This window comes from Neisseria sp. HMSC064E01 (assembly GCF_001808875.1).
GTDB classification, from domain to species: domain Bacteria; phylum Pseudomonadota; class Gammaproteobacteria; order Burkholderiales; family Neisseriaceae; genus Neisseria; species Neisseria sicca_A.
In genome coordinates, this window is the sequence record NZ_KV794931.1 from 59,204 (window position 1) to 75,528 (window position 16,325).

At 52.9% G+C, this 16,325-nt stretch carries 10 protein-coding genes; 4 read left to right on the top strand and 6 right to left on the bottom strand.

The features are described 5' to 3' along the window. Window positions 1–142 precede the first annotated feature (142 nt). The 4 genes from HMPREF2572_RS05890 to HMPREF2572_RS05905 all read right to left on the bottom strand — a co-directional run bounded on the left by HMPREF2572_RS05890 (window position 143) and on the right by HMPREF2572_RS05905 (window position 7,227). A complete protein-coding gene (locus tag HMPREF2572_RS05890) occupies window positions 143–952 on the bottom strand; it encodes an HNH endonuclease (RefSeq protein ID WP_070496761.1) in 810 nt (269 codons plus the stop codon). Window positions 953–1,254: 302 nt separating this feature from the next. After that, window positions 1,255–5,151 carry a phosphoribosylformylglycinamidine synthase gene (purL, locus tag HMPREF2572_RS05895; protein WP_070496765.1) on the bottom strand — a complete coding sequence of 1,299 codons (3,897 nt, stop codon included), beginning with the start codon at window positions 5,149–5,151 and terminating at the stop codon, window positions 1,255–1,257. Window positions 5,152–5,408: 257 nt separating this feature from the next. Next, a complete protein-coding gene (locus HMPREF2572_RS05900; RefSeq protein ID WP_070496768.1) occupies window positions 5,409–6,179 on the bottom strand; it encodes a M48 family metallopeptidase in 771 nt (256 codons plus the stop codon). A gap of 106 nt (window positions 6,180–6,285) precedes the next feature. Next, window positions 6,286–7,227, bottom strand: a complete 942-nt coding sequence (locus tag HMPREF2572_RS05905; protein ID WP_070496772.1) for a serine hydrolase — start codon at window positions 7,225–7,227, stop codon at window positions 6,286–6,288. Between the two features lie 320 nt (window positions 7,228–7,547). Between HMPREF2572_RS05905 and clpX the strand changes: the two genes are divergently transcribed. After that, entirely contained in the window at window positions 7,548–8,816 is a 1,269-nt protein-coding gene (gene clpX, locus HMPREF2572_RS05910) for an ATP-dependent Clp protease ATP-binding subunit ClpX (RefSeq protein ID WP_070496776.1), read from the top strand. A gap of 239 nt (window positions 8,817–9,055) precedes the next feature. Further along, window positions 9,056–11,641 (top strand): bifunctional aconitate hydratase 2/2-methylisocitrate dehydratase, encoded by a 2,586-nt coding sequence (gene acnB, locus HMPREF2572_RS05915; protein WP_070496779.1) that lies wholly within the window; start codon window positions 9,056–9,058, stop codon window positions 11,639–11,641. Between the two features lie 302 nt (window positions 11,642–11,943). Here acnB and lptG read toward each other — a convergent pair whose 3' ends face one another. Together lptG and lptF are read right to left on the bottom strand one after the other, a co-directional pair. After that, entirely contained in the window at window positions 11,944–13,014 is a 1,071-nt protein-coding gene (gene lptG, locus HMPREF2572_RS05920) for an LPS export ABC transporter permease LptG (RefSeq protein WP_070496782.1), read from the bottom strand. After that, entirely contained in the window at window positions 13,011–14,126 is a 1,116-nt protein-coding gene (lptF, locus tag HMPREF2572_RS05925) for an LPS export ABC transporter permease LptF (protein WP_070496785.1), read from the bottom strand. Before lptF ends, lptG begins: the two co-directional genes overlap by 4 nt. 168 nt (window positions 14,127–14,294) lie before the next feature. On the opposite strand from lptF, the gene HMPREF2572_RS05930 reads away from it, so the two are divergent. Together HMPREF2572_RS05930 and HMPREF2572_RS05935 are read left to right on the top strand one after the other, a co-directional pair. After that, window positions 14,295–15,704 carry a leucyl aminopeptidase gene (locus HMPREF2572_RS05930; RefSeq protein WP_070496788.1) on the top strand — a complete coding sequence of 470 codons (1,410 nt, stop codon included), beginning with the start codon at window positions 14,295–14,297 and terminating at the stop codon, window positions 15,702–15,704. A gap of 97 nt (window positions 15,705–15,801) precedes the next feature. Next, complete coding sequence (locus tag HMPREF2572_RS05935; protein ID WP_070496791.1) at window positions 15,802–16,278, top strand: cupin domain-containing protein; 477 nt, start codon at window positions 15,802–15,804, stop codon at window positions 16,276–16,278. Window positions 16,279–16,325 lie beyond the last annotated feature (47 nt).

A 16,325-nucleotide genomic window follows, 5' to 3' on the forward strand; every position in this document is an offset into this window, starting at 1 on the left:
ATTCCCGCCTGCGCGGGAATGACGGCGGTCGGTTTGGTCTTTATATGCAAAAGGACGCAAAAAGGTCGTCTGAAAACAGATAGAGCGGGGTTCGCTAAATCGTTTTCAGACGACCTTAAATCAACGGACTGTTCAACACTATCTATTCTTCTTTTTGGAAAACGTGGTTGCGGTGATACTCGAAATATTTTTCGCTTTCAGGTTCCATTGTTAATTTCTTACGGGAAGGAATTCCAAGCCGCTTTTGATTTTTCAGATCGATTTTCGGACTGATTTTTATCGTTCCGTCGGTATCAAACGTAATTAGTCCTTTATCGAATAATGCGTCAATATTGGGTGCAAGCATCAGACCATTGAAGGGATCTAACCGCTCTGTATCGTTGCACTTACTCCAAGGTTTAATATGGCTGGCAATGAGTAAAGATTGAATATTTAGACCTGTTAGCGGGCAGCTCGGATATAGTTTGAGTACGTCTTTCCGGAATTTTCCTTGCGTTAGACGGGCTTTGATCAAAGTTTCAATTTCGGTTCGCTTTTCTGGATTGGTCTCGGAGGCTAAACATTCTTCGAGTTCGTCTATATCAGATTTTAAGGATAGGGCAGAAGCTGCCTGAAGATTTTTTATTTCTGCGTACCATGCCACTAATAATCCTCTTTTCTTACAGGTTCCGCATGGAGTTAGTTCTTTGTTGTATGTGTTCAAGCTCCATTGTTCAAGTTCTTCGATTGAGTTTGAGCAAACTTTGAAATATTTTTTGGTTGTGCTGCTGCTCCCCAGACTCTTCTTTAGTCCGCTACAATTAGCAAAATGTATTTTGGGATGTTCTTTAGAAATATTAGAAGGGATTTTAGGTCGAAGTATATTTAATATAAATCCATTTGGGTTTTCATCAATCCATTCAATAAATTCATCATCATTCGGCATGTTTTCAAAAATTTCTATGTCAGACATAAGATTCTCCAAATCTTTTCTATAAATTCAATTAAGTTTGTTTGTATATATAGGTTCGGGACAAAAAATCTAGGGCGTCATTCCCGCGCAGGTGGGAATCCAGAAGTTTGGATTTACAGTAATCTTTAAATATTTCTGAAAGGCAGAGGTCTGGATTCCCGCCTGCGCGGGAATGACGGCGTTCGGTTTGGTCTTTATACTCAAAAGAACATATAAAGGTCGTCTGAAAATAGGTATAGCAGAATCCGCTAAATCGTTTTCAGACGACCTTTTTTTAAAGCCGAATCAAATCAGCCTGCCGGTTAACCCAAAGCCTTCCTTGCTCCGGCGAAGAGGCGGTACCAGCCGGACAGTTCTGTCCAGTCTTCCGGTTTCCAGCTCATTTGTGCGGCGCGGTACACGCGTTCGGGGTGGGGCATCATGATGGTGACGCGGCCGTCGGCGTTGGTAACGCCGGCGATGCCTCGCGGCGAACCGTTGGGGTTGAGCGGGTAGGTTTGGGTAACTTGGTTTTGTCCGTCGACGTATTGCAGCGCGATGCCGAGGCCGTCTGAAATTTTGCCGCCGTGAAGTGCGAAGTCGGCGCGGCCTTCGCCGTGGCTGACCACGACAGGCAGGCTGGAGCCTTGCATTTCGTTCAGAATCAGGGAGGCTGATTTTGGGACGTGAACCATGCTCAGGCGCGCTTCGAACTGTTCGCTCAGGTTGCGTTTAAACTTCGGCCAGCCTGCCGTGCCGGGGATGATTTCGGCGAGATTGCTGACCATTTGGCAGCCGTTGCACACGCCTAATGTCAGCGTGTCCGGGTCGGCGAAGAAGGCGGCGAACTGGTCGCGTAAGGCGGGGTGGAACAGGATGGATTTCGCCCAGCCTTCGCCCGCGCCGAGTACGTCGCCGTAGCTGAAGCCGCCGCACGCCGCCAGCATTTTGAAGTCGGCAAGGTGGACGCGGCCTGCCATCAGGTCGGACATATGCACGTCGTAGGCATCGAATCCGGCGCGGGTGAAGGCGGCGGCCATTTCGATTTGCCCGTTCACGCCCTGTTCGCGCAGGATGGCGATTTTGGGTTTCGCACCGCTGTTGATAAACGGCGCGGCGATGTCTTCTTTTACATCAAACTTCACGTCGGCAAACAATGCACTGCGTTCGTTGTCGCCAATCAGGGCGAACTCGCTGTCGGCGCAGGCGGGGTTGTCGCGCAGGCGTTGGATGGCGTGGCTGGTTTCCTGCCATGCGCGTTGCAGGTCGGCGCGGGTTTGTTCCAACACAATGCCTGCCTGATTGCGGATAACGATTTTTTCGTCAGAACCGATGGTGGCAACGGTATGCAAGGGCAGCACTGCCGCTTTAAATAAGGCTTCTACTGCCGCAACATCTTGTTTGGCAATTTGAATCACTGCGCCCAGTTCTTCATTGAACAATGCGCGTATGCTGGCTTCGTTGACGTCGGCTTGGTTGGCAACCAGTGAAGTCAAATCCACATTCAAGCCGCACCGCCCCGCAAACGCCATTTCCGCCAGCGTCGCAAACAAACCGCCGTCGCTGCGGTCGTGATACGCCAAAAGTTTGTCTTCGGCGACAAGCTGTTGAATCACGCCGTAAAAGTCTTTCAGACGGCCTGTATCGTCCAAATCGGGCGCGTCGCCGCTCATATTGTTGTACACCTGACCAAACGCCGAGCCGCCCATACGCGCTTTGCCGAAGCCCAAATCGACAAACAGCAATACGCTGTCTTCGACGTTTTTCAATTCGGGCGTAACAGTCTTGCGCACGTCTTGAACCGGCGCGAACGCGGAGATAATCAGGCTCAACGGCGAGACGACGGATTTCTTGTCCGCGCCGTCCTGCCAAACGGTTTTCATCGACAGGCTGTCTTTGCCCACGGGAATGCTCAAATCCAATGCCTGACAGGCTTTGGAAACCGCTTCGACGGTACGGTAAAGTTTTTCGTCTTCGCCCTCGTTGCCGCACGCCGCCATCCAGTTGGCGGAGAGTTTGATGTTGCCGATGTCGCCGATGTTGACCGCTGCGATGTTGGTGATGGCTTCGCCGACGCACATTCTGCCCGAGGCGGGCGCGTCAAACAGGGCTACGGTCGGTTTTTCGCCCATAGACATCGCTTCGCCGCGATAGGTGTTGAAGCCCATCATGGTCACGGCGCAGTCTGCTACGGGGGTTTGGTATTTGCCGACCATTTGGTCGCGGTGGGTCATGCCGCCGACGCTGCGGTCGCCGATGGTAATCAGGAAGTTTTTGGCGGCTACGGTAGGCAGACGCAAAACTCGGTAGGCAGCTTCGGTAATGTCGATATCGCCGGCGTTAAACGGTTTTTCAGACGACCTCACGGTTTGGTCGCTGCGTGTGGTTTTGGGCGGTTTGCCGAGCAAGACGTTCAGCGGCAAATCGACGGGGTTGTTGGAGAACAAATCGTCGCGCACTTCCAAATGGCCGTCGTCGGTCGCCGCACCGACTACGGCAAACGGGCAGCGTTCGCGTTCGCAGATGGCGCGGAAGGTGTCCAAATCTTTTTCCAAAATCGATAACACATAACGCTCTTGCGATTCGTTGCACCAGATTTGCAGCGGGTTGAGGCCGTGTTCTTCCAGCGGCACTTCGCGCAGTTTGAATACCGCGCCGCGTCCGGCATCGTTAACGAGTTCGGGGAAGGCGTTGGACAGGCCGCCCGCGCCGACGTCGTGGATGGAGATAATCGGGTTTTTGTCGCCGAGCTGCCAGCAGCGGTCGATCACTTCCTGCGCGCGGCGTTCGATTTCGGGGTTGCCGCGTTGTACGGAGTTGAAGTCCAAAGAGGCGTCGTTTGTACCGGTATTCATGGAAGAAGCCGCGCCGCCGCCCAAGCCGATAAGCATACCCGGACCGCCCAGTTGAATCAGCAACGCGCCTTCGGGGATTTCGTCTTTATGCGTCTGCTGCGCCTGAATGCTGCCCAAACCACCGGCAATCATAATCGGTTTGTGGTAGCCGCGAACCTGACCGTCAAACTTCTCTTCAAAGGTGCGGAAGTAGCCCAAGAGGTTCGGGCGGCCGAATTCGTTGTTGAACGCTGCACCGCCGATAGGGCCTTCAATCATGATGTCCAGCGGCGAGGAAATGTGTTCCGGCTTGCCGTAGTCTTGTTCCCACGGCTGTTTGAGGTCGGGGATGTTGAGGTTGGACACGGTAAAGCCGGTCAAGCCCGCTTTCGGACGCGAACCTTTGCCCGTTGCACCTTCGTCGCGGATTTCGCCGCCCGCACCCGTCGCCGCACCGGCAAACGGCGCGATGGCGGTCGGGTGGTTGTGCGTTTCCACTTTCATGATGATATGCGTGTCTTCCTCGTGGAAACGGTAGCCTTGGTTTTCCGCCGCATTCGGATAGAAACGCTCGATTTTCGCGCCTTCGATCACGGACGAGTTGTCTTTATAGGCAACGACCGTGCCTTCGGGATGCGCGTTGTGCGTATCGCGTATCATGCCGAAGAGGGATTTCGGCTGTTTTTCGCCGTTGAGGATGAAATCGGCGTTGAAGATTTTGTGGCGGCAGTGTTCGCTGTTCGCCTGCGCGAACATCATCAGTTCCACATCGGACGGATTGCGCTGCAAAGCCTGATAGTTCTCAACTAGATAATCGATTTCGTCAGCGGAGAGTGCCAAGCCCATTTCGGTATTGGCTTTGACCAAAGCCCTTTTACCACCGCCCAAAACATCGACGGTGGAGAAAGTTTCGGATTCGAGATGGTGGAATAATTTGGAGGCCGTCTGAAAATCGGGCAGCACGGATTCGGTCATGCGGTCGTGCAGCAACGCCGCCCATTGCTGTTTCTCATCGTCGTTCAGACGACCTTCCAGCCACACCGCCATGCCGCGCTCAATGCGCTCTATGCCTTCCAAACCGCAGTTTTCCGCGATATTGGTCGCCTTGGAAGCCCACGGCGAAATCGTACCTAAACGGGGCGTTACCAAAAATAAATGCAAGCCCTCGCGCGCTTCGGGCGTTTGCTCAACGCTTTGCGCCGCCAACAAGGCTTGCAGTTTTTCGACAGTCGTGGCATCCAATGCTTTCTCGCTGCCGACAAAATACCAAAATTCGCTTTTCAGTTTCACTTCAGGCAGACCGAGTGCGGCTGCTTTTTGCAAGAGTTTTTCAACACGGAAATCGGAAAGGGCAGTAACGCCGCGCAAGGGCAAAACAACAGACATGATTCAGCTCACAAATGCGGTTGGGAAAGGCTGTATTATACGCCGAATGGGTCTGGGTTGCTTGCTAATTTGGGCTAAAATGTTGACAATTTTTCAGACGACCTTTTCCAATGATGGAGGAAGGGTCGTCTGAAAAATCTTGATTGAGACCTATGCAATTTTTTGATTTAAATTGATTTTGCAGGGTTTTAAATCAAGAGGTTATAGGCTGATTTGAAAAAATCGATGTCAGTTTACGGAAGGTTTATCCAAAAAATTTATCGTTTATTCTTTTGATAAATCGGCATGAGTTCAGGCAGCATTCTGCGGATGGCATTGATGCGTGTCTGATTGGTCGGGTGGGTGGACAAAATCGCAATGGACGAGCTGCCTTCGAGTTTGCTCATCTTTTCCCAAACGCTGATGGCTGCTTCGGGATTGTAACCTGCCTGAGCCATCAAACGTACGCCGCCTGCGTCCGCTTCGCTCTCCTGATGGCGCGAAAAGGGCTTGGAAGCCAGTAAATCCGTACCCAAGCCGACGATATTGGCATCAACTCCGGACGCGCCCGCCAAAATAGAACCGCCCAATCCGGTCAATACTTGGCCGCCAATGGCTTTTTTGCCATGTTCAAGCAGGGCGTGGGTCATCTCGTGGCCGATAACGGCAGCGATTTCGTCGTCCGTCAATTTCAAACGATCGACCATGCCGGTGTACATCGCCATCTTGCCTCCGGGCATTGCCCAGGCGTTCAATTCATCGCCACGGAAAACATTCATCTGCCAGTTGAAAGGTACGCCGGTTTGGTTGGCTTGATTGGCATGGGGTTTCAGACGTTCAAATACGGTTTTGATACGGCGTGAAGTCTGGGAAGTGTTGTCCAAAACGCGTTGCGATTGCGCTTGTTGTACTACTTGCGAGTAGTTTTTTGCTGCCGCCTCGTTGAGTGATGCTGTATCGTATCCCACCATATCGGCAACGGAAGTACAGCCAGTCAAGGCTAAAATGGCTACCAACTGTATCAATTGTTTTTTGTTCGGCATTTGCATCTCCTAATATTGTTAAAATCAAGATTCTTCAACCGGATGACATGAAGTTTTGCTGCTAACTATATAAAAAATGCCGCCTGATTTTCAGACGGCATAATAAGTGTTTTTAAGAGCGGCGCTGCGACATCCAAGACTCGATCTTACGCGCGTCGTTTACGCGTGTTGTCGAAGTCGGCGAGTTCAGCAATACGATGGTAATCGGCTGGTTTTGGACGTTTGCCTTAACCACCATCGAGCGTCCTGCTTCGCGGATATAACCGGTTTTCTGAAGCTCGATGTTCCAGCTGCCTTCGCGCACGAGGGCATTGGAGTTTTTATAGTTTTGGCGGCCGTTTGCCGTCCAAACCGAGCCGGAGTTAGAGGTTGAGTTTTTGCGGATAAGCGGATATTTGCTTGCCGCGGCGACCATACGGTTCAAATCATTGGCGGTTGATACGTTTTGGAAATTCAGACCGGTAGGTTCGTAGAAACGGCTGTTGTGCATGCCCAGGCTTTGCGCTTTGGCATTCATGGCAGCAACAAACGCCGACATACCGCCCGGATAGGTGCGGCCCAGCGCGTGGGTTGCGCGGTTTTCGCTGCTCATCAGGCTCAGGTGCAACAATTCGCCGCGCGTCAGTGTTGTGCCGACTGCAAGGCGGCTGCCTGTACCCTTCAAGCGGTCGATTTCATCGGCAGTAATGGTGATACGCTCGTTCATATCCAAACGCGCGTCCAAAACGACCATCGCGCTCATCAGTTTGGAAATAGACGCAATCGGCATCACGCGGTCTGCGTTTTTCTGATACAGGATTTCGCCTGTTTTGTTGTTAAAAATCAGGGCGGACTGCGATGTCAAAAGCGGTCCCGCCATCATCGCCTGAGCCTCGATTTTTTGGGCGTGGCTTAATGCGAAAGCTTCCATCGGGTCATTTTGGGTTGGAAAATTTTGTTCCAAAAATTGACCCAAAACGTCCATATCGTCTGCAGCGGCAGGAGCGGCGGCAACAGTCAAAGCCATACCCAAACAGGCTGCACTCAGTGTTTTATAAAATTTCATAACCGACATATTTCAACCAGTAGAATTTAAGACAATTGAATTATTAAAGGGTATATTTTGCTTAAAATACAACAAAATGTAAAGTTTAATATGACTTTTTTGCGTTTGTTTGCATCTTTTTCCCAAATTGGAAACAATCTTAAGGATGGGAAATTGTGACGTGTTGCCATGCGTCGGAGGGTCGTCTGAAAACCTTACGCCAAAGTGCTTGCCATACGGTATTTGATAAACCTTAAGATACTGATTATACTTACCGACTTTGCCGAAAACCGTTCCCGCAACATTCGGATAACGGTTTGCCGATATTGCTTGAAAACAGAAGATAAATTATGACTGAAGAAAAACGCTCCTGCTCGTTTTGCGGAAAATCCGAGCATGAAGTCAAGAACCTGATTGAAGGCGAAAACGCTTTTATCTGTAACGAATGTGTAGAAACTTGCGGCGTGATGCTGCAAAGTTCAGACGACCTCTCTGAAGAAAAATCTGCAACGGATGCGTCCCATCCAAACAACAAACTGCCCACGCCTGCCGAAATCGTCGCCAACCTCAACGACCACGTTATCGGTCAGGAACAAGCCAAGAAAGCCTTGGCGGTTTCGGTGTACAACCATTACAAACGCCTGCGCCACCCCAAAGCCAACGGCAACGTCGAGTTGTCGAAATCCAACATCCTGCTTATCGGTCCGACCGGTTCGGGTAAAACCCTATTGGCGCAGTCTTTGGCGCGCAAACTGGACGTGCCGTTCGTGATGGCGGACGCAACCACGCTGACCGAAGCGGGTTACGTCGGTGAAGACGTCGAGCAAATCATTACCAAGCTTTTGGGTAAATGCGATTTTGATGTCGAAAAAGCCCAACGCGGTATCGTTTACATTGACGAAATCGACAAAATCTCGCGTAAAAGCGACAACCCGTCGATTACCCGCGACGTATCCGGCGAAGGCGTGCAACAAGCCTTGCTGAAACTGATTGAAGGTACGGTTGCCAGCGTTCCGCCACAAGGTGGTCGCAAGCATCCTAATCAGGAATTTATCAACGTCGATACCACCAATATCCTGTTTATCTGCGGCGGCGCGTTTGCGGGCTTGGAAAAAGTGATCCGTCAGCGTACTGAAAAAGGCGGTATTGGTTTCGGCGCGTCTGTTCACAGCAAGGACGAAAATGCCGACATTACCGGATTGTTTGAAATCGTTGAGCCTGAAGACTTGATTAAATTCGGTCTGATTCCCGAGTTAATCGGCCGTCTGCCCGTTATCGCCACGCTGGCGGAATTGGACGAAGACGCATTGGTCAATATTTTGACCGAGCCGAAAAATGCCCTGGTGAAACAATATCAAACCCTGTTCGGCATGGAAAACGTTGAATTGGAATTTGAAGAAGAAGCCCTGCGCAGCATCGCCCGTCAGGCAATGGAACGCAAAACCGGCGCGCGCGGCCTGCGCTCCATCGTTGAACGCTGCCTCTTGGATACTATGTATCAACTGCCTGATTTGAAGGGTGTAACTAAAGTTGTCATCGGTAAAAACGTCATCGAGAAAGGCGAGCAGCCCAAGCTCTTGCGCGAAGACGGGAGCGAATATCAGGCAAATGAGCAATAAGCGGATAAATCGGTATTGCTGATAAAGTATAAAAGGTCGTCTGAAACCTTGTTTTCAGACGACCTTTTTGTTTTTTCAAGATAATTCGTTTCAATAGCAAACATCTATTACATCCGATAACATAAATATTCCAATTTTTGCCAAACTGGTCTATGATACCCAAAAGAATTGTTTACAATTCTTTGATTGCAAATCATTTGCAACGGTCAGAAGAAAAAACAGAAAAAAGGAACAAAGAGATGTTAGAAGCCTATCGCAAAGCCGCCGCCGAGCGCGCCGCCCTCGGTATCCCCCCCCTCCCTTTGAACGCGCAGCAAACCGCCGATTTGGTCGAGCTGCTGAAAAACCCGCCTGCAGGCGAAGGCGAGTTCTTGGTTGAGCTGCTTGCCCACCGTGTTCCGCCCGGTGTGGACGATGCCGCCAAAGTCAAAGCCTCATTCCTGGCTGCCGTTGCCGAAGGCAGCGTATCCAGCCCGTTGGTTTCCCCCGAATATGCGACCGAACTCTTAGGTACGATGCTCGGCGGTTACAACATTCACGCCTTAATCGAACTCTTGGACGACGACAAACTCGCGCCCATCGCTGCTAAAGGCTTGAAACATACGCTTCTGATGTTCGATTCTTTCCACGACGTTCAGGAAAAAGCCGAAAAAGGTAACAAATACGCGCAGGAAGTTTTGCAATCTTGGGCGGACGCCGAATGGTTCACATCACGCGCCAAAGTTCCCGAAAAAATTACCGTTACCGTCTTCAAAGTTGACGGCGAAACCAATACAGACGACCTCCCTCCCGCGCCTGACGCGTGGAGCCGTCCCGATATTCCGCTGCACGCGCTGGCAATGCTGAAAAACCCGCGCGACGGCATCAATCCCGACAAACCGGGCGAAGTCGGTCCGATTAAATTGTTGGAAGAACTTAAAGCCAAAGGTCATCCCGTTGCCTACGTCGGCGACGTGGTCGGTACTGGTTCTTCTCGTAAATCCGCGACCAACTCCGTCATTTGGCATACCGGCGAAGACATCCCGTTCGTACCGAACAAACGCTTCGGCGGCGTATGCTTGGGTGGCAAAATTGCGCCGATTTTCTTCAATACTCAAGAAGACTCCGGGGCACTGCCGATTGAAGTCGATGTTTCCGCGCTGAAAATGGGCGATGTCGTCGATATTCTGCCTTACGAAGGCAAAATCGTGAAAAACGGCGAAACCGTTGCCGAGTTCAGCCTGAAATCACAAGTATTGCTGGACGAAGTGCAAGCCGGCGGCCGTATCAACCTGATTATCGGTCGCGGTCTGACCGCCAAAGCGCGCGAAGCCTTGAAACTGCCTGCTTCCACTGAATTCCGCCTGCCTCAAGCACCTGCCGAAAGCAAAGTCGGTTTCACGTTGGCACAAAAAATGGTCGGTCGCGCCTGCGGTCTGCCCGAAGGGCAAGGTGTGCGCCCGGGTACTTACTGCGAACCACGCATGACTACGGTCGGCTCGCAAGACACCACCGGGCCGATGACCCGCGACGAGTTGAAAGACTTGGCTTGTTTGGGCTTCTCCGCCGATATGGTGATGCAGTCTTTCTGTCACACCGCGGCTTATCCCAAACCTGTCGATGTGAGAACCCATAAAGAACTGCCCGCCTTTATTTCTACCCGTGGTGGCGTATCTCTGCGTCCGGGCGACGGCGTGATCCACTCATGGCTCAACCGTCTGCTGTTGCCCGATACCGTCGGTACCGGCGGCGACAGCCACACCCGTTTCCCTATCGGTATTTCCTTCCCCGCAGGCTCCGGCTTGGTTGCTTTCGCAGCAGCCACCGGCGTGATGCCGCTCGATATGCCTGAGTCTGTATTGGTAAGCTTCAGCGGCAAGCTGCAACCGGGCGTAACCTTGCGCGATTTGGTGAACGCCATTCCGCTTTACGCGATTAAACAAGGTTTGCTGACCGTTGCCAAAGCAGGCAAGAAAAACATCTTCTCCGGCCGCATCCTCGAAATCGAAGGCCTGCCTGATTTGAAAGTGGAACAAGCCTTTGAATTGACCGACGCATCCGCCGAGCGCTCCGCCGCCGGCTGTACCGTGAAGCTCAACAAAGAGCCGATTATCGAGTACATGAAATCCAACGTCGTGTTGATGAAAAACATGATTGCCGATGGTTATCAAGATCCGCGCACTTTGGAACGCCGCATCAAAGCCATGGAAAAATGGCTGGCTAACCCAGAGCTGCTCGAAGCAGATAAAGATGCCGAATACGCCGCCGTGATTGAAATCAACATGGACGACATCAAAGAGCCGATTATCGCCTGCCCGAACGATCCGGATGATGTATGCTTCATGTCCGAACGTTCCGGCACCAAAATCGACGAAGTGTTCATCGGTTCGTGCATGACCAACATCGGCCACTTCCGCGCTGCCTCCAAACTCTTGGAAGGTAAAGCGGACATCCCCGTACGCTTGTGGGTAGCGCCGCCGACCAAAATGGACGCGAAAGAGTTGTCCGACGAAGGCCACTACGGTGTACTCGGCCGCGCTGGCGCGCGTATGGAAATGCCGGGCTGTTCGCTGTGTATGGGTAACCAAGCCCAAGTACACGAAGGCGCGACCGTCATGTCCACCTCTACCCGCAACTTCCCGAACCGCTTGGGTAAAAACACCTTCGTTTACCTCGGCTCGGCAGAGTTAGCGGCGATTTGTTCCAAACTGGGTAAAATCCCGACCGTTGAAGAATACCAAGCTAATATCGGCATCATCAACGAACAGGGCGACCAAATCTACCGCTACATGAACTTCAACGAAATCGACAGCTACAACGAAGTAGCCGAGACCGTAAATGTTTAACGGGTAGGTAAAGCAGTTTCAGACGACCCCTTTAGAGGCTAAACCCATGAGGTCGTCTGAAAATAAAAAACAGAACAGTTTTCGCTGTTCTGTTTTTTTTATTTTAAACCGCCGTTTTTCTCTTTTGGGTGGAAGAGGGCGCATGAAACGATACGGTTTGAGTCGACAATATTCTGCAATCTCAATGCCGACAGTTTGGAAAAAATCCGCCTAAAAATAATGCTTTTTAGGCGGATTGGTCTGATTGATTCTGGTGTCGAATTGGAAGCCTGAATTTGCAAACTTTCCTCGTATTCTTGGGCTTAACGCCGCTCCTGCCTGCGTATCAGCCACACGGCGAGCAGGGCGAAGGCTATGGTGGGCAGTGCGCCGGCGAGGAAGGGGGGGACGCCGTAGAGTTGGCTGGTAAAGCCGAAGAGTCGTCCGGCGAAGTGGAACAGCAAGCCGAGGCAGATGCCGCCGAAGAGTTTCAAGCCCATATTGCCGTGGCGGGTGGGTTGCGGGGGGAAGGCGAAGGCGACGAGTGCCATCACCCATGCGGCGACGGGGTAAACCAATTTGCGCCACCAGGCGATGGCGTAGATTTGGGTGTTTTGGTTGTTGTTTTCGAGGTGGCTGATGTAGGTAGTCAGTTCGCCGACCGACATTTGATCGGGTTTGACGAGCAATACGTCCATCAGGTTGCGCTTGACGGCGATCGGCCAGTTTTCTTCGGCGGCAGTCGAGACTTCGACTTTGTCTTCGCTAAGCGTGCTGCGGCGGATGTTTTTCAACTGCCAACTGCCGTCGTTGTTTAAAACGGCGGACTCGGCTTCCGTCGCCTGCGTCAGTTCGTTTTTGTCGTTGCGCTCCCAAATTTTAATGCCCAGCAGGGTATGGTCGGGAAGCATTTCGCGCACGTTGATGATGCTGTTTTTTTCTTTGAGCCAAAGCCCGGTATTGCCGGTGCTGATTTTGCCGTTGATGGCGGCGGATTTGATGTTTTCGGCTTTTTGGCTGAGGGTGGGGGCAATCCATTCGCCGAGCGCGGCGGTGGCGATGGCGAAAATCAGCCCGAACTGCGACAGGATCAGCAATAGTTTTTTGGTGCTCAGGCCGCTTGCTTTGATGACGGTCAGTTCGCTGCCGGCGGCAAGTTGGCTGAGGGAGACGAGTCCGCCGATGAGGACGGCGAGGGGCATGAGTTCGTAGGCGCGCGCGGGCATCTGCATGAGGACGTATTGCGCCATGGTTGCGCCGTTATAGCTGCCTTTGCCCAAGTCGCCGACTTCGTTGATGATCTCGAAAAAGCTGTACAGGGCAAGGAAGGCAAGGAGGGCGTAAACCGCCATAACCGCCATTTGGCGGATGATGTAACGTGAAATCAGGTTCATTTTCCGCCTTTCAATGTCAGACTTTTGCCAACCGCCCGCCAGAAGGGCTGGCTGGGCATGCTGCGGACGCGCAGGAGTACGACGGCGATGGCGAACATGATGATGTGCATGGGCAGCAGTCCGAGCCAGAAATGGATTTTGCCGTCTTCCACGGCATTGCGCAGGAAGGTCAGTCCGTTTTGGTAAATCAGGAAAAGCCCGATGGCGACGAGGATGTTGTAGGTGTGGCCGCTGCGCGGGTTGAAATAGGAAAGCGGCACGGCAAGCAGGCAGAGCAGAAGGACGCTGACGGTCAGCGAGATGCGCCACATCAATTCCGCCTGATGTTGCGGGTTGCTGCTGCCGATAAGCTGGGATGTCGGGATGGTGCGGCGGTGGGAAACGGGGTCGATGAGTTTGGGCGTGGTGCTGATAATCAGGCTGAGGTTTTGGAAGGAAACGCGGTTGTAGTCGGCTTTGCCGGGCGTGCCGCTGTATCGGTAGCCGTTGCGCAGGTCAAGCGTGCGTTTGTTGTCGTTCAGCGAGAAATTGCCTTCTTTGGCGAAGATAATGTTGTCGTTGCCGTTTTTGTCCTGTTCGCGCAGGAACAGGTTTTTCATGATGCCGGATTCGGTGTCGAAGGTTTCGACGAAGTAAACCCTGCCGTTGCGCTTGCCCAAACTATTGAACTCGCCTGCTTCCACCATGGACAATTCTTGTTTTTGCTTGAGGATTTCGGCGTATTCGCGGCTGCGCAGCTCTGCCCACGGCATGACCCAAAGCTGCATGACGGCAATCAGGATGGCAAACGGTACGGCAAACTGCATGACGGGGCGTATCCACTGTTTCAATGCCAATCCGCAGGAGAGCCAGACCGACATTTCGCTGTCGCGCCAGTAGCGGGTCAACACGGTCAGCGTGCTGATGAATGCGGTCAAAACCAGCAAAAGCGGCGTCATGCCGATGACCCAGAAGCCGACCAATGCCAACACGGCATCGATGGCGACGCGCCCGTCGGCGGCACGGCCGAGCAGGTTGATTGCCTGCGTGGATACCAACACCGCCAAGAGGACGACGAAAATGCCGACGGCGGTAAAAGAGAGTTCTTTGATGAAGTTTCTTTGATAAATCATAGAATCGCGGCTAGGAGCGGTAAGCGGTTCGGCGCAGGCGGATTGTCTGCGCAAGGTTTCAGACGACCTCTCAAATGGAGTACAATCTTTCCAACCGTTTTCAGACGACCTCTTGATGCAAAGGGTCGTCTGAAACTACCCGAAACCATCTCAATCAGGAGAATAAACGTGGAATTTAGCACAAAAGCCGGAACCTTGCAGCCGCAACAGGCAGGCGCGCAGTTATTTGTCTGCACCGAAACCGCACAATTAAACCACCCGACCGCCCTTGCCCTTTTGTCTTCGCTTGAAGAAGGTCAAACTTTTGCCGACACCAAAATCCCGACGGACAACGGTTTGCAGGCAGTTGCCGTCGTCCGCCTCGAAAAAACCGACCGCGCCGAGCTGAACAAAGCTGCTGCCGAAGCCGCCAAATGGGCGCAAAATCAGGAAACGGTCAATGCGGACACCCATGCCTTCGATGAAGCGCAAGCTGCTGCCGTAGCCGAAGCCTTCGCCATCGCGTTCGGCAACGCTGCCTACCGTTTCGACCGCTACAAAAAAGAAGGCAAGCCTGCCAAATTCTCGCAAGCCGTGTTCCACACCGCACACGAAGCCGCCGTCAAAGAAGCACTGCGCGTCGCCGAAGCGCAGGTTTACGGACAAAGCCTCTGCCGCGATTTGGGCAACGCCGCCCCCAACGAATGCACGCCCGAATTTTTAGCGCGCACCGCCAAAGCCGAAGCTGAAAAACTGGGCGCACACGCCAAAATCATCGAAAAAGACTACATCAAAGAAAACATGGGTTCGTTCTGGTCGGTCGCCAAAGGCAGCGTGGAAGACCCCTATCTGATTGAATTGAGCTACTTCGGCGCGGCGGACAAAGAAGCCGCACCCGTCGTCTTGGTCGGCAAAGGCATTACCTTTGACACCGGCGGCATCTCCCTCAAGCCCGGTCTGAACATGGACGAAATGAAGTTTGACATGTGCGGCGCGGCAACCGTCATCAGCACCTTCTGCGCCGCCGTCAAACTGCAACTGCCGATCAACCTTATCGCCGTCGTCGCCACCTGCGAAAACATGCCTTCCGGCGCGGCAAACAAACCGGGCGACGTGGTGAAAAGCATGAAAGGTCTGACGATTGAAGTGTTGAACACCGATGCCGAAGGCCGTCTGATTTTGTGCGACGCGCTCACTTACGCCGAGCAGTTCAAGCCCAAAGCCGTCATCGACGTCGCCACCCTGACCGGCGCGTGCATCATCGCCTTGGGGCATGACGTCAGCGGCGTGATGGGCAACAATCAGGATTTGGTCGACAGCCTGCTCGCCGCCTCCCGCAACGTGGACGACAAAGCATGGCAACTGCCGCTCTTTGAAACCTACAAAGACCAGCTCAAATCCAATTTCGCCGACATCCCCAACATCGGCACCCCCGGTGCAGGCACAATTACCGCCGCCACCTTCCTGTCTTACTTCACCGAAGATTACCCGTGGGCGCACCTCGACATCGCGGGTACGGCATGGAAATCCGGCAGCGAAAAAGGCGCAACCGGCCGCCCCGTTCCCTTGTTGCTGAACTATCTGCGCAACGTGAAATAAGCCTTGACGCCTGCGGGGCAAAGCAACCGACCCCGCAGGTCGTCTGGAAACGGAACCGCATCATCTTCTGACACAACCCAACAAACGGAAAACCATGATGAAACCGCTATTTGCCGCATTATCCGTCGCCTTTCTGCTCGGCACGACCGTCAGCGTTCACGCCGCAGAACAGGCCAAACCTACCGACCGCAGCGTCCAAGTGTACAAAAAAGCCGACTTGGCAGAGTGGAACCGCGAAAACGCAGCCGGAGGCAAAGGTCCGCTGCTCGGCCGTTTTGCCTTCACCCGCCACCAAACCGCCGCCCAAGACGCGTTTAGAGAAATCGGCTGGCTGACCCTGCCGCCGGGCGCATCCATCGGCGAACACAAACACACCGACAACGAAGACGTTTACATCATCGTCTCGGGCAAAGGCGTGTTCACCGACAGCACGGGCAAACAGACCCCAGTCGGCGCCGGCGACATCACCATCGCCCGCCCCGGCCAGTCCCATGCTTTGAAGAACATCGGCAAAGAGCCGCTGGTATTCCTTGACCTGATTGCTGAAACTGCTGCTGCCCAAACAGCCAAATAGCAGTCATCAAACCGTAAAGGTCGTCTGAAAACTGAACTGCACCCCAA